The organism is Kosakonia sp. LAM2021, from assembly GCF_016620385.1.
Classification (GTDB): Bacteria; Pseudomonadota; Gammaproteobacteria; order Enterobacterales; family Enterobacteriaceae; genus Kosakonia; species Kosakonia sacchari.
In genome coordinates, this window is record NZ_JAENHT010000001.1 from 15,519 (window position 1) to 29,943 (window position 14,425).

Annotated in this window: 15 protein-coding genes and 1 pseudogene; 13 read left to right on the plus strand and 3 right to left on the minus strand. The window is 54.4% G+C overall.

The window, feature by feature from the left end:
- The first annotated feature begins 9 nt into the window (after positions 1-9).
- The 10 genes from rseA to acpS all read left to right on the plus strand — a co-directional run bounded on the left by rseA (position 10) and on the right by acpS (position 8,848).
- Positions 10-660, plus strand: coding sequence for an anti-sigma-E factor RseA (rseA, locus tag JKP81_RS00080; RefSeq protein ID WP_065370326.1), 651 nt, complete (start codon positions 10-12; stop codon positions 658-660).
- Positions 660-1,613, plus strand: coding sequence for a sigma-E factor regulatory protein RseB (rseB, locus tag JKP81_RS00085; RefSeq protein ID WP_200550116.1), 954 nt, complete (start codon positions 660-662; stop codon positions 1,611-1,613). The genes rseA and rseB overlap by 1 nt, the downstream gene beginning before the upstream one ends.
- A complete protein-coding gene (gene rseC, locus JKP81_RS00090) occupies positions 1,610-2,089 on the plus strand; it encodes a SoxR-reducing system protein RseC (RefSeq protein ID WP_200550117.1) in 480 nt (159 codons plus the stop codon). The genes rseB and rseC overlap by 4 nt, the downstream gene beginning before the upstream one ends.
- 156 nt (positions 2,090-2,245) lie before the next feature.
- Positions 2,246-4,045 carry a translation elongation factor 4 gene (lepA, locus tag JKP81_RS00095; protein ID WP_086870710.1) on the plus strand — a complete coding sequence of 600 codons (1,800 nt, stop codon included), beginning with the start codon at positions 2,246-2,248 and terminating at the stop codon, positions 4,043-4,045.
- Between the two features lie 15 nt (positions 4,046-4,060).
- Positions 4,061-5,035, plus strand: coding sequence for a signal peptidase I (gene lepB, locus JKP81_RS00100; RefSeq protein ID WP_200550118.1), 975 nt, complete (start codon positions 4,061-4,063; stop codon positions 5,033-5,035).
- 210 nt (positions 5,036-5,245) lie between these two features.
- Positions 5,246-5,926 (plus strand): ribonuclease III, encoded by a 681-nt coding sequence (rnc, locus tag JKP81_RS00105; RefSeq protein ID WP_025263878.1) that lies wholly within the window; start codon positions 5,246-5,248, stop codon positions 5,924-5,926.
- Positions 5,923-6,828 carry a GTPase Era gene (gene era, locus JKP81_RS00110; RefSeq protein WP_086870713.1) on the plus strand — a complete coding sequence of 302 codons (906 nt, stop codon included), beginning with the start codon at positions 5,923-5,925 and terminating at the stop codon, positions 6,826-6,828. Before rnc ends, era begins: the two co-directional genes overlap by 4 nt.
- A 134-nt stretch (positions 6,829-6,962) precedes the next feature.
- Positions 6,963-7,670: a DNA repair protein RecO gene (recO, locus tag JKP81_RS00115; RefSeq protein WP_200550119.1), complete on the plus strand. Its 708-nt coding sequence runs from the start codon at positions 6,963-6,965 to the stop codon at positions 7,668-7,670.
- 66 nt (positions 7,671-7,736) lie between these two features.
- A complete protein-coding gene (pdxJ, locus tag JKP81_RS00120; protein WP_200550120.1) occupies positions 7,737-8,468 on the plus strand; it encodes a pyridoxine 5'-phosphate synthase in 732 nt (243 codons plus the stop codon).
- Positions 8,468-8,848, plus strand: coding sequence for a holo-ACP synthase (acpS, locus tag JKP81_RS00125; protein ID WP_200550121.1), 381 nt, complete (start codon positions 8,468-8,470; stop codon positions 8,846-8,848). Before pdxJ ends, acpS begins: the two co-directional genes overlap by 1 nt.
- On the opposite strand, the gene JKP81_RS00130 is transcribed toward acpS, so the two are convergent.
- The gene (locus JKP81_RS00130; protein WP_017459033.1) at positions 8,845-9,105 is read right to left on the minus strand and encodes a YfhL family 4Fe-4S dicluster ferredoxin; all 261 of its coding nucleotides are present in this window, start codon (positions 9,103-9,105) and stop codon (positions 8,845-8,847) included. The genes acpS and JKP81_RS00130 overlap by 4 nt on opposite strands.
- 352 nt (positions 9,106-9,457) lie before the next feature.
- On the opposite strand from JKP81_RS00130, the gene JKP81_RS00135 reads away from it, so the two are divergent.
- Positions 9,458-10,753, plus strand: coding sequence for an SGNH/GDSL hydrolase family protein (locus JKP81_RS00135; RefSeq protein ID WP_234455449.1), 1,296 nt, complete (start codon positions 9,458-9,460; stop codon positions 10,751-10,753).
- Positions 10,754-10,788: 35 nt separating this feature from the next.
- Here the strand turns inward: JKP81_RS00135 and JKP81_RS00140 are convergent, their stop codons facing one another.
- Both JKP81_RS00140 and JKP81_RS00145 read right to left on the minus strand, forming a co-directional pair.
- The gene (locus JKP81_RS00140; protein ID WP_200550123.1) at positions 10,789-11,637 is read right to left on the minus strand and encodes a MurR/RpiR family transcriptional regulator; all 849 of its coding nucleotides are present in this window, start codon (positions 11,635-11,637) and stop codon (positions 10,789-10,791) included.
- Between the two features lie 130 nt (positions 11,638-11,767).
- A complete protein-coding gene (locus tag JKP81_RS00145; RefSeq protein ID WP_200550124.1) occupies positions 11,768-13,012 on the minus strand; it encodes an MFS transporter in 1,245 nt (414 codons plus the stop codon).
- 193 nt (positions 13,013-13,205) lie between these two features.
- Between JKP81_RS00145 and yfhb the strand changes: the two genes are divergently transcribed.
- Both yfhb and tadA read left to right on the plus strand, forming a co-directional pair.
- Positions 13,206-13,841, plus strand: coding sequence for a phosphatidylglycerophosphatase C (gene yfhb / locus JKP81_RS00150; RefSeq protein ID WP_065370330.1), 636 nt, complete (start codon positions 13,206-13,208; stop codon positions 13,839-13,841).
- Positions 13,842-13,882: 41 nt separating this feature from the next.
- Positions 13,883-14,411: pseudogene (tadA, locus tag JKP81_RS00155) on the plus strand (tRNA adenosine(34) deaminase TadA).
- Positions 14,412-14,425: the final 14 nt, after the last annotated feature.

Sequence of the window (14,425 nt, forward strand, 5' to 3'; positions counted from 1 at the left end):
GTATTAGGCATGCAGAAAGAACAACTTTCCGCTTTAATGGATGGTGAAACGCTGGATAGTGAGCTGCTCGTTGAGTTGTCTCAGGATCCGGAAATGCAGAAAACCTGGGAGAGCTACCATCTCATCCGCGATTCCATGCGTGGTGATACCGCCGATCTCCTCCATTTCGATATCTCAGCCCAAGTAATGGCCGCGATTGAGAAAGACGCTGTTCAGGCGCCGGCGCCGTTGATTCCTGAAGCTCAGCCCGCTCCTCATCAATGGCAGAAAATGCCGTTCTGGCACAAAGTTCGACCATGGGCCAGCCAGCTTACTCAGATGGGCGTCGCGGCATGCGTATCGCTTGCTGTAATTGTTGGCGTCCAGCACTATAATGGCTCGGCTGAATCAACCCAACAGCCCGAAGCGCCAGTGTTTAATACGCTGCCGATGATGGGCAAAGCCAGTCCGGTGAGTTTGGGTGTTCCGTCTGATGCGACGGCAAATGCCGGTCAGCAACAGCAGGTGCAGGAACAACGTCGTCGCATTAATGCGATGCTGCAGGATTACGAACTGCAACGCCGTCTGCACTCCGAACAGCTTCAGTTTGAGCAGGCGCAAACACAGCAAGCTGCTGTTCAAGTGCCAGGAAATCAAACTTTAGGAACGCAATCGCAGTAATGAAGCAACTTTGGTGTGCCATGTCTTTTGTGGCTACTGGCTTGTTCTTCTCTGTCAACGCCTCGGCTGATGTTTCGTCCGGGGCGTTGCTGCAGCAAATGAACGTGGCGAGCCAGTCGCTTAACTACGAACTCTCATTCGTCAGCATCAATAAGCAGGGTGTTGAATCGTTACGTTACCGCCATGTGCGTCTTAACGATCAGCCGCTTGCGCAGCTGTTGCAAATGGACGGCCCCCGCCGCGAAGTGGTGCAGCGTGGCAATGAGATCAGCTACTTCGAACCGGGTCTTGAGCCTTTCACGCTTAACGGCAACTTCATCGTCGATTCACTGCCGTCGCTGGTTTATACCGACTTCAAACGTCTTTCTCCCTATTACGATTTCATCTCCGTCGGCCGCACGCGCATTGCTGACCGACTGTGCGAAGTGATCCGCGTTGTGGCGCGTGATGGCACCCGTTATAGCTATATCGTGTGGATGGATGAAGAAACTCGTCTGCCGATGCGCGTTGATTTGCTTGATCGTGATGGCGAAACCCTTGAACAGTTCCGCGTTATTGCGGTTACCGTTAACGGTCAGGTGACTAACAGCATGCAAACACTGGCGAAAGCCAGTTTGCCACCGCTCCTTTCACTTCCGGCTGGCGATAAAGTGGTATTTAACTGGGAACCGGCCTGGTTGCCGCAGGGGTTTAGCGAAGTCTCCAGCAGCCGTCGCCAACTGCCGACCATGGATATGCCCGTTGAATCTCGCCTCTATTCCGACGGCTTGTTCAGCTTCTCCGTTAACGTTAACCGTGCGAATCAGAATAGCGCCGATCAGATGTTGCGCACCGGTCGCCGTACCGTTAGCACAACGGTTCGCGATAACGCCGAAATTACTGTCGTCGGTGAATTGCCGCCGCAAACCGCAAAACGTATTGCGGACAGTCTCAAATTTAAGGCCGCACAATGATAAAAGAGTGGGCGACCGTCGTTTCCTGGCAAAATGGTAGCGCGCTGGTCGAATGTGATGTCAAAGCTTCCTGTAGCAGTTGCGCTTCGCGTGCCGGTTGCGGCAGCCGTGTGCTGAATAAACTCGGTCCGCAAACCACGCACACTATTGCCGTACCGAGCGCAGAGCCGTTAGTTGCCGGGCAGAAAGTTGAATTAGGCATCGCCGAGAGCAGCCTGCTGGGCTCCGCGGTACTGGTCTATATGTCGCCGCTGGTAGGCCTGTTTGTCATGGGTGCCATTTTCCAGGCGTTCTTCGGCCAGGATCTCGCAGCGCTTTGCGGCGCAGTGCTTGGCGGCGTCGGCGGTTTTTTACTGGCCCGTGGTTTGTCGCCAAAGCTTGCCACGCGCAGCGAATGGCAGCCGGTTATTCTCAGCGTCGGTCTGCCCCCGGATCTTATCCGCGTCGACAACGCATCCGCTGAACGCCAGCCGTAATATCCTCTTTAAGTCTTACGATAATAGCGATACTTTTCTGCCTGGTATCAGCATTTCCCCGCATTGTTGTTGTAGTGTAGAATGCGGCGTTTCAGTACATTGACGTCAGGCGCGTACAGGCCTCTTAGTTACTCGTAAGGCATAAAAACTCACTATATGAAGAATATTCGTAACTTTTCGATCATCGCTCACATCGACCACGGTAAGTCGACGCTGTCTGACCGTATCATCCAGATTTGCGGTGGTCTTTCCGATCGCGAAATGGAAGCCCAGGTTCTTGATTCCATGGATCTTGAACGTGAGCGCGGCATTACCATCAAAGCGCAAAGTGTCACGCTGGATTACAAAGCCAACAATGGCGAAACCTACCAGCTGAACTTTATCGATACCCCCGGTCACGTTGACTTCTCCTACGAGGTTTCCCGTTCGCTCGCCGCCTGCGAAGGCGCACTGCTGGTGGTGGATGCAGGCCAGGGCGTGGAAGCGCAGACGCTGGCAAACTGCTATACCGCCATCGAGATGGATCTGGAAGTCGTACCGGTACTGAATAAAATCGACCTGCCAGCCGCCGATCCTGAGCGTGTAGCAGAAGAAATTGAAGACATTGTTGGTATCGACGCCACCGATGCGGTGCGCTGCTCGGCGAAAACCGGTGTGGGCGTGCCCGACGTGCTGGAGCGCCTGGTGCGTGACATTCCGCCGCCGGAAGGCGATCCGGATGCGCCGTTGCAGGCACTGATTATCGACTCCTGGTTCGATAACTACCTTGGCGTGGTTTCTCTGGTGCGTATCAAAAATGGCACCATGCGCAAAGGCGACAAAATTAAAGTAATGAGCACCGGGCAGGTTTATAACGCTGACCGGCTGGGGATTTTCACGCCGAAACAGGTTGATCGCACCGAACTGAAGTGCGGTGAAGTAGGCTGGCTGGTTTGCGCGATTAAAGACATTCTCGGCGCGCCAGTGGGCGATACCCTGACTTCCTCCCGTAACCCGGCAGATAAAGCGCTGCCAGGCTTTAAGAAGGTCAAACCGCAGGTTTATGCCGGTCTGTTCCCGGTCAGCTCTGACGATTACGAAAACTTCCGCGATGCGCTCGGCAAACTGAGCCTCAACGACGCCTCGTTGTTCTATGAACCGGAAAGCTCCACCGCGTTGGGCTTTGGTTTCCGCTGCGGCTTCCTCGGTCTGCTGCACATGGAGATCATCCAGGAGCGTCTTGAGCGCGAATACGATCTGGATCTGATTACAACCGCGCCGACCGTGGTCTACGAAGTGCAGACCACCAATAAAGAAGTGGTTTACGTCGATAGCCCGTCTAAGCTGCCGCCGCTGAACAACATTGACGAGCTGCGCGAGCCTATCGCCGAGTGTCACATGCTGCTGCCGCAGGAGTACCTGGGCAACGTTATCACGCTGTGCGTAGAGAAACGTGGCGTGCAGACCAACATGGTTTACCACGGCAACCAGGTTGCGCTGACTTACGAAATTCCGATGGCGGAAGTGGTGCTGGACTTCTTTGATCGTCTGAAATCAACGTCGCGTGGTTACGCGTCGCTCGATTACAACTTCAAACGTTTCCAGGCCTCTAACATGGTGCGCGTGGACGTTCTGATCAACGGTGAGCGTGTGGATGCGCTGGCGCTGATCACCCATAACGATAACGCACCGTACCGTGGTCGTGAATTGGTCGAGAAGATGAAAGAACTGATCCCGCGTCAGCAGTTTGATATCGCGATTCAGGCGGCGATCGGTAACCACATTATTGCCCGTTCGACAGTGAAACAGCTGCGTAAAAACGTGCTGGCGAAATGCTACGGCGGTGACGTGAGCCGTAAGAAAAAACTGCTGCAGAAACAGAAAGAAGGTAAGAAACGCATGAAGCAGGTCGGCAACGTCGAACTGCCGCAGGAAGCGTTCCTTGCCATTCTGCATGTGGGCAAAGATAGCAAATAATCCTAAGGAGTTGGCATGGCGAACATGTTTGCCCTGATCCTGGTGATCGCGACCCTGGTGACGGGTTTTTTATGGTGCCTTGATAAGTTTATTTTTGCACCAAAACGCCGGGATCGTCAGGCCGCTGCGCAAGTTGCGACAGGCGATGCGCTCGATGCAAAAACGCTGAAAAAGATCGGTCCGAAGCCTGGCTGGCTGGAGACCGGTGCTTCCGTATTCCCGGTGCTGGCCATTGTGCTGGTGGTGCGTTCGTTTATTTACGAACCGTTCCAGATCCCATCTGGTTCAATGATGCCAACGCTGCTTATTGGTGATTTTATTCTGGTGGAGAAGTTTGCCTACGGAATTAAAGATCCGATCTACCAGAAAACGCTGATTGAAACCGGTCATCCGAAACGCGGTGACATTGCGGTATTTAAATACCCGGACGATCCGCGTCTGGATTACATCAAGCGTGTGGTTGGCGTACCGGGCGATAAAGTGACCTACGATCCGGTGACCAAACAAGTGACCGTGCAGCCGAACTGCAGCTCGGGTCAGGCTTGCGGGAGTGCTTTGCCTATCACTTACAGCAACGTTGAAGAGAGCGATTTTGTGCAGACCTTCGGACGTCGCTCCGGTGGCGAGGCAAGCAGCGGTTTCTTCCAGTTACCGAAAGGTCAATCCCTGGCGGATGGCGTACGTTTAACCGAGCGTAAAGAGACGTTGGGGGATGTGACGCACCGCATTCTGACCGTGCCTATCGCGCAGGATCAATTGGGGATCTACTATCGCCAGCAGAGCCAGCCGCTGGCAACCTGGATTGTGCCGCCGGGTCATTACTTCATGATGGGTGATAACCGCGATAACAGCGCAGACAGCCGCTACTGGGGCTTTGTGCCGGAAGCGAACCTGGTTGGCCGCGCCACGGCAATCTGGATGAGTTTCGAGAAACAAGAAGGTGAATGGCCGACAGGCGTGCGCCTGAATCGTATCGGCGGAATTCATTAATTAACCAGGGCGCAATCACCGCGATTGCGCCCTGAATTATTTCCAATATTATTCCCACCAGACTAACGACAACCCCGGTCGTTGCGTATAGAATATTCCCCCGAAGTTTAAGGCTGGTTCCCCCGGGCGCCACAGCACACGAAACCGCGTTGGTTTTCTCAGGTCGGTTTCGTGTGCTGCATTGTTGACGCATTTATTTATTGGTATCGCATGAACCCCATCGTAATTAATCGGCTTCAACGGAAGCTGGGCTACACTTTTCAACATCATGATCTGTTGCAGCAGGCATTAACCCACCGCAGCGCCAGTAGCAAACATAACGAGCGTCTCGAATTTCTCGGCGACTCTATTTTAAGTTATGTGATTGCTAACGCGCTCTATCATCGTTTCCCGCGTGTGGACGAAGGTGATATGAGCCGCATGCGCGCGACGCTGGTGCGTGGAAATACGCTGGCGGAAATTGCCCGCGAATTCGAGCTGGGTGAGTGTCTGCGTTTAGGGCCGGGTGAACTGAAAAGCGGCGGTTTTCGCCGTGAATCCATTCTGGCAGACACCGTTGAGGCGTTAATTGGCGGGGTGTTCCTTGATAGCGATATTCAGACCGTCGAAAAATTAATTCTGAGCTGGTATCAAACGCGCCTTGATGAAATCAGTCCTGGCGATAAACAAAAAGATCCGAAAACGCGCCTGCAGGAGTTTTTACAGGGCCGTCATCTGCCGTTGCCGTCTTATCTGGTGGTGCAGGTGCGCGGCGAAGCGCACGATCAGGAATTTACTATCCACTGCCAGGTCAGCGGCCTGAGTGAACCGGTGGTTGGCACGGGTTCCAGCCGTCGCAAGGCGGAGCAGGCTGCCGCCGAACAGGCGCTGAAAAAACTGGAGCTGGAATGAGCGAAGAAAAAACCTATTGCGGATTTATTGCCATCGTCGGACGTCCCAACGTTGGTAAATCCACCCTGTTGAATAATCTGCTTGGGCAGAAGATTTCCATCACCTCTCGTAAGGCGCAAACCACGCGCCACCGCATCGTTGGCATCCATACGGAGGGCGCGTATCAGGCGATTTACGTCGATACTCCGGGCCTGCACATGGAAGAGAAACGCGCCATTAACCGTCTGATGAACAAAGCTGCCAGCAGCTCCATCGGTGACGTTGAACTGGTCATTTTCGTTGTGGAAGGTACCCGCTGGACGCCGGACGACGAAATGGTGCTGAACAAGTTGCGTGACGGCAAAACGCCGGTGATCCTCGCGGTCAACAAAGTGGACAACGTGCAAGAGAAGGCCGATCTGCTGCCGCACCTGCAGTGGCTGGGAAGCCAGATGAACTTCCTCGATATCGTTCCGCTGTCTGCAGAGACCGGTCTGAACGTCGATACCATCGCCGGCATCGTGCGTAAGCATCTGCCGGAAGCGGTGCATCACTTCCCGGAAGATTACGTGACCGACCGCTCACAGCGCTTTATGGCCTCGGAAATCATCCGTGAAAAACTGATGCGTTTTCTCGGTGCGGAACTGCCGTACTCGGTCACCGTGGAGATCGAACAGTTCGTGACCAACGAACGCGGTGGTTACGATATCAACGGGTTGATCCTTGTTGAGCGCGAAGGGCAGAAGAAGATGGTGATTGGCAACAAAGGTTCCAAAATCAAAACCATCGGTATTGAAGCCCGTAAAGATATGGAAGAGATGTTCGAAGCCAAAGTTCACCTGGAACTGTGGGTGAAAGTGAAATCCGGCTGGGCCGACGACGAACGCGCGCTGCGTAGTCTCGGTTACGTAGACGATCTCTAAGAGCCTGCTCTCTATGGCTCCCGGGGTGCAGACAGACGGCCAGGCCGTGAGTGTTCAGGCGCTTGATCAAATAAGCGCTCTGGGTAAGCGGATGAAGCCAGCGCTCCTGCGGCCTGAAAGACGACGAGAATAATATGGAAGGCTGGCAGCGCGCTTTTGTTCTGCATAGTCGCCCGTGGAGCGAAACCAGCCTGATGCTGGACGTCTTCACGGAAGAGTCTGGCCGTGTGCGCCTTGTTGCCAAAGGCGCACGTTCCAGGCGTTCTAATCTGAAGGGCGCATTACAACCTTTCACTCCTCTGCTGGTGCGCTTTGGCGGGCGTGGCGAAGTCAAAACGCTGCGCAGCGCGGAAGCGGTATCGCTGGCACTGCCGCTCAGCGGCATCACGCTCTACAGCGGTCTCTACGTTAACGAACTTATCTCCCGCGTGCTTGAACACGAGACGCGCTTTTCTGAACTCTTTTTTGATTATCTGCACTGTATCCAGGCCCTGGCTGGCGTCAACAGCACGCCGGAACCGGTGCTGCGCCGTTTTGAGCTGGCGCTGCTCGGGCATCTGGGTTATGGCGTTGATTTTCTCCACTGCGCCGGCAGCGGCGAGCCGGTCGATGATGTAATGACTTATCGTTACCGGGAAGAGAAGGGCTTTATTGCCAGCGTCGTGATAGATAACAGCACTTTTACCGGGCGGCATTTACGCGCACTGGCGGAGCGGGAGTTCCCGGATGCCGACACGCTACGCGCCGCAAAGCGCTTTACCCGTATCGCGTTAAAGCCGTATCTTGGTGGCAAACCGCTGAAAAGCCGGGAGCTGTTCCGGCAGTTCGTGCCAAAAAGATAGCAGAATAACAACCGGGCTGGCGCGGCGAAGCACGCGTCAGTTCCTTTGAGAACATTGAGGATTGTCATGGCTGAATTACTGTTGGGCGTCAACATCGATCACATTGCCACACTGCGTAACGCGCGCGGGACGGCTTATCCGGATCCGGTTCAGGCCGCTTTTATCGCTGAGCAAGCAGGCGCTGATGGCATCACTGTGCATTTGCGTGAAGATCGTCGTCATATCACCGACCGTGACGTGCGAATTCTGCGCCAGACCTTGCATACCCGAATGAATCTGGAAATGGCGGTGACCGAAGAGATGTTGGCGATTGCCTGCGAAACCAAACCGCATTTTTGCTGCCTGGTGCCGGAAAAACGCCAGGAAGTGACCACTGAAGGCGGGCTGGATGTTGCTGGCCAGCGCGAGAAAATGCGCGATGCCTGCCAGCGCCTGGCGCAGGCGGGTATTCTGGTATCGCTGTTTATCGATGCTGATGCTGAGCAGATCAAAGCGGCGGCAGAGGTTGGCGCACCGTACATTGAAATTCATACCGGTTGCTACGCGGATGCGAAAAACGATGCCGATCAGGCAAAAGAGCTGGAACGCATTGCAAAAGCGGCGACCTACGCGGCAAGTCTCGGCCTGAAAGTCAACGCCGGGCACGGACTGACCTATCACAACGTCAAAGCCATTGCCGCGCTGCCGGAAATGCACGAGCTGAATATCGGCCACGCCATTATTGGTCGCGCGGTGATGAGCGGCCTGAAAGAGGCGGTAGCGGAGATGAAACGGTTGATGCTGGAAGCGCGCGCGTAATGGCGATTCTGGGATTAGGTACGGATATCGTCGAGATAGCCCGCATCGAAGCGGTGGTCGCCCGTAGCGGCGATCGCCTTGCTAAACGGGTGCTGAGCGACAACGAGTGGGCGCAGTATCAGGCGCATCAGCAGCCGGTTCGCTTTCTGGCGAAACGCTTTGCGGTCAAAGAGGCGGCGGCAAAAGCCTTAGGCACAGGGATCCGTAACGGGCTGGCGTTTAATCAGTTCGAAGTGTTCAACGACGCGCTGGGCAAACCGAGCCTGCGTCTTTGGGATGAAGCACAGCGAATGGCGGAACAGATGGGCGTGCGCGCCATGCATGTGACGCTGGCGGATGAACGCCATTACGCCTGCGCGACGGTGATTATCGAGAGCTAAATCTTGTCTGCGTGGTGCATCAGAACAAACTTGTCCCACAGCTGTTCTTCAGTTTCCACATGTGCCGGATCTTTGAGGATGGTATTGGGTATCGGGCACACTTTCTGGCACGTCGGGGTTTCGTAGTGGCCGACGCACTCGGTGCAGCGATCGCTGTTGATCTCATAAATGCTGTCGCCCATCGAAATGGCTTCGTTCGGACATTCCGGTTCGCACATGTCGCAATTGATGCAGCGTTTTGTAATTAGTAAAGCCATTTCAAAGAATTACCGTCAAATCTGGATGCTATCTGGAAACTACTGAATATTAACCGGCGCACTTTACCACAGAAACCGGATAGCCCCAATCACGATGATGCTTTTGCGCACAAAGGTGGCGTGGGACAACCTTTCTACTCCGTCCTGAGACGTTTTGGCGAATGTTCTTAATCAAACATAAGAAAAGCGCCATTGACCGCATAATATTTCTGCGCCGAAAATACAAATAACACCCGAACAGAATAGTATGCGGTGTGTTTTTATTGAATAAGAATAATTACCCCATCTCTGATATATAAATATTATATATATCTTAGTGCGACCTGACAGGGGTAATTAATAAGGGACTATGATGAAAAGAGCGAAATTATATCTCGCATTTATTTCCAGTATCACAAGCGGGCTGGCGAATGCGGCGAATGGGTATATCTATACAACGCCGGTGCCACCTGCGTATGAATCCTCCGCAAACCAGCGTGCGTTGCGGACAAACGAAGAGACCTCAACCTATATCAAATGTGTGTATAACATCGATAATCAGGACCAAAGCAATCCGGCTTCATCATGGGCATGGGCACGCGACGGGAGCAACTATCTAAAGCTGCGCGGGTATTGGTATAGCGCCACGCCGCTGGCAAATATGTTTTATAGCGAATCATCCTACGCAAGCCTGGTGAATATCTGTCGGAGTACGTTAAAGGCCAGCAATATTAATGCAGAAACCGTTATTCCTTACGCATCTGATTACACGCTCTCCTGGTATTATATGATTTGGCATCAGGGGCAGGCACAACCGGCGATAATGTTCGGCAATAATAAAATTGATCGCATGGTCATATTTGGCGACAGCCTTAGCGATACGATTAATGTTTATAACGGCTCATATGGCACGGTTCCAAATCACGCATCATGGTTTCTTGGCCATTTTTCTAATGGCAAAGTCTGGCACGAATATCTGGGCGGTTCGCTGAATTTACCGGGCTACGTTTGGGCGACAGCCAATGCGGAAAGCGGCGAGAAACCGTTGTTTAACGGTTTTGACAAGCAACTGGATTCTTTCAGCGCTTATCTGGGTAAAACAGAGAACTATGACATTGCGCAGACACTGTTTACGGTGCTGTTTGGCGGTAATGATTTTATCACTGGTGCAAAAATGCCGGACGATATCATCGCTACGTATCGCGTACAGCTGGCGCGTCTGGCGGCATTGGGCGCGCAGCATATTGCGATATTCAGGCTGCCTGATTTTTCCGGCATTCCCAATGTCGCTACGTGGACACCAGCGGAAAAAGAGGCGCTAAAAAACAAATCAGAGAATTTTAACCAGCAGTTGGACCAGCTACTCGGCGAATTACGCACCGCATACCCGAAAACGAATTTTTTCACCGTCAAACTGGATAGCGCATTTAATGATCTGCTCAGTGAAAGCGGTAAATATGGTTTTGTTGATACCAGCGAAACTTGCCTGGATATCTCCGCTTCGGGCATCTCTTACGCCACAGGCGTTGCGGTGAAGCAGGCATGTAAAGCGGCGAGTGGCGCGTTTGTTTTCTGGGACAATATGCACCCGACCACCAAAACCCATGCTCTACTCGCGGAAATGATGCGGGAGGAGATAGTGCAACATCTGACCAACGGCGGCGAGTAACGCGCTAAAGCTCCTCGTCCGCCAGGGCGGGGAGGCTACACCAGTTTTTTCACCAGCTCTTCGCTATGGCGAATACGCTCCGGCGCATGCTCAAGATCCTGTTGCACCAGCGCCATAAACAGCAAATCCGTAAGCATCATTTGCGCGCTGGTAGAAGAAATCGCCGCGCTGCGTGTCGCTTGCTCTTCGGCGATGGTGTACAGGCAGTGCGTGGCCCGCTGTTGTAATGCGTTCGGCGTGAAGCCGGTTATGGCGAGGATCTTGCCGCCAACGCGTAGTGTCTCATCGGCCGCCATGTTAATTTCACGGCGTTCGCCGCTATAAGAGACCGGCAGCAGCAGATCGCCCGACTCCATCGCCTGCACGGTTGCCAGCAGCGCGTGCATATCCTGCTCGACCACGGCGTTAACGCCGATTTTCATCAGCTTCCAGCCAAAATTACGTGCGACCAGCCCGGAAGCGCCAATACCCGTCAGGATAATACGCCGTGCTTCGCGCAGCAGCCGCACGCTCTCCAGCAGTTTCTCCTCGCTGTTGACATCCAGCGAGGCATGCATGGCACTCTGGTACTCTTTAATCAACTTTTCGCCCACCACCCGCAGCGGATCATCGCCACGGATCTGGTTATGTACCGGCACAGACCACGGGTTGCTATTGCTGGCTAACGCTTCGCTGATCGCCAGCTTCATCGCCGGAAAGCCTTTGAAATCCATCTTCTGGGCAAATTTCACCACGCTTGACTGGCTGACACCTGCTTCTGCGGCCAGTTGTTGCGAACTCAAATGGCGGGCGCGATCGGGGTTTTCCAGCAGAAATTCCGCCAGCTTTTTATCGCTCTGCGCAAGGCCTGGGTAGCGCTGGCGAATGCGGATTAGACAATTCATAAGATCTCCGGGAGCAAACCCATCCGCGATATTTTGCCGATGAATGAATTTTATATTCCAGTAATAGATTGCGATTATGAATTAAAAATTCTTTTAGCACAAAATATCCCTGAATGGGTTTTGACAGCGATCAAGAGGATCCGCTGAGGCTGTGTTGTTTAACCTTCGGTGAATTATCGAGCAGGCGAATTGCCGGAATAAAACTGGCACCAGCGCAGGCAATGACCACTGCAATTGCCGAGGCGATCAGCACGTTGCTGCTACCGAAGTGCGTCGCCAGTGGCCCGGCGGCCAGCTCACCAACCGGAATAGCGATAAATGACCCCATTGCGTCGTAGGCATAAACACGCGCCAGCTTCTCCGGCGGAATATGTGTTTGTAATGACTGCGCCCACGCCACGCCGAACAGGCCGAAACTGACACCTGCAAGAAAAAATGCGGCCAGCAACCATGCGGTAGACACACTTTGGCTCAGGAGATAGATCGGCACCGCGCATACGGCAACCAGCATCACACCGATAAACAGGTCGCGTCGTGGACGCCAGCGCAGCGCGAGGAACGAACCGACAATCAAACCAACGCTCTGCGCGGCGACAATCACTCCCCAACGCGTGCGGCCAAACGAGGCATCGGCAATGATCGGGCCGAGCACCATCACCACCCCGCTGAATGCGGCATTAATAATGGTGAACTGCACGACAATGGCCCACACCCAGGCACGGCTGATGAACTCTTTCCAGCCATCGCGCAGATCTTGCAGGATATTGCTTTGCGCCGCCGTCTCCTGAATAGCACCCATGCGAATGGCCAGGTAAAGCGGAGCCGAGGCGGCAAAGCCCAGCGCGTCAATCGCCAGCCCCCAGCCAGGCCCGACGGCGCTGGTGAGGATGCCACCGAGCGACGCGCCGACGACCGTTCCGCTATAAATACCAAGCTGGATAAAGGCATTGGCTTCGCGCAGGTTATGCGCTGGCACCGTTTGCGGCACCAGCGCGGACGACGCCGGCAGCGCGATCCCCGCCGCTGCGCCGTTAATCGTGCCGAGTATCGCCAGGAGCATCACCGTCGCTGAACCGTCCAGCACCAGCCAGGCGACAACGCCTTGCGAACAGGCAGCGACCAGCGACGACAACACCAGCACACGGCTGCGTGAATAGCGATCGGCCAGCACACCACCGACCAGTAAAAACGCCACGTTAAACAGCGAACGTGCTGCCACCACAATACCGAGCTCGGTGGCGGAACCACCAATGTCCAGTACCGCAAAAGCCAGCGCAATGGGGGCAATGCCGTTACCGAGCACCGTCAGCAGACGGGCAAAAAACAGATGGCGAAACGGGGCAAAGTGAAAGGCGCGTGTATGTTGTGTTGTCATCAGGTTCGGGGTGAATTAAAGGTTCTGGCCAGTGTAAAGCATCCCAGGCTGGCCAACATAGCCGCTGATTATTACAGGTATCGGTGACCGATTGTTACCGGAAAAGTGTAGGTCTATCTGTTAGGCTATTGAAAGAGCGATCGCCAGAAGGAGAGGCCCGGCGGTCGAAGGTTAACCAACAGAGGACTCCCATTTGGCTAACAGCGAGCGCCGCGTCGTCTTTTTTGATCTTGATGGAACCCTGCATCAGCAGGATATGTTTGGCACGTTTCTGCGTTACGTTTTACGTCATCAGCCGTTAAATGCGTTGCTGGTGCTGCCTTTGTTGCCGGTGATTGCGGGCGGATTATTACTCAAAGGACGCGCCGCGCGCTGGCCAATGAGCTTGCTACTGTGGGGCTGCACGTTTGGCCATAGCGAACGCCATCTGAATGCGTTGCAGCAGAAATTTGTCAGCTGGTTTCGTGAGCATGTTACCGCCTTCCCGGTCGTGCAAACGCGGTTAACCAACTATCTGGCGGCGTCCGATGCTGATATCTGGCTGATTACCGGCTCGCCGCAGCCGCTGGTGGAGCAAGTCTATTTTGATACTCCCTGGCTCCCGCGCGTTAACCTGATAGCCAGCCAAATCAGCCGCCGCTACGGTGGCTGGGTGCTGACTATGCGCTGCCTCGGGCATGAAAAAGTCGCCCAGCTTGAACGCAAAATCGGTACACCGTTGCGTCTCTACAGCGGCTACAGCGACAGCAAGCAAGATAACCCGTTGCTCTATTTTTGCCAGCACCGCTGGCGCGTGACGCCACGTGGCGACTTGCAACAGCTGGAGTAGTGTCGAACCGATAACGGCTGTGTATAATGCGCTCCGCCTGAATTACTGGAGTAACTCGCTTTGTCCATTCCTGAACTGAATCACGACGTCTGGATGCGTCATGCGCTCACCCTGGCGAAACGCGCCTGGGAAGAGGGCGAAGTGCCGGTTGGCGCGGTGCTGGTGCATAACGGTCAGGTGATCGGCGAAGGCTGGAACCGGCCGATTGGTCGCCACGATCCTACCGCGCATGCGGAAATTATGGCGTTGCGCCAGGGCGGGCTGGTGCTGCAAAACTACCGTCTTATTGATACCACTTTATATGTCACGCTGGAGCCATGCGTTATGTGCGCGGGTGCCATGGTGCACAGCCGTATCGGGCAACTGGTCTTTGGTGCGCGGGATGCGAAAACCGGCGCGGCGGGCTCGCTGATTGATGTGTTGCACCATCCGGGCATGAACCATCGGGTGGAGATAACCGAAGGCGTGTTACGCGACGAATGCGCCGCGATGCTGAGCGATTTTTTCCGCCAGCGTCGGCTGGAGAAGAAAGCCCTGAAAAAACCGGCTGGCGATCCCACAGCTTTCTAGAGCCTGGTGGCGCG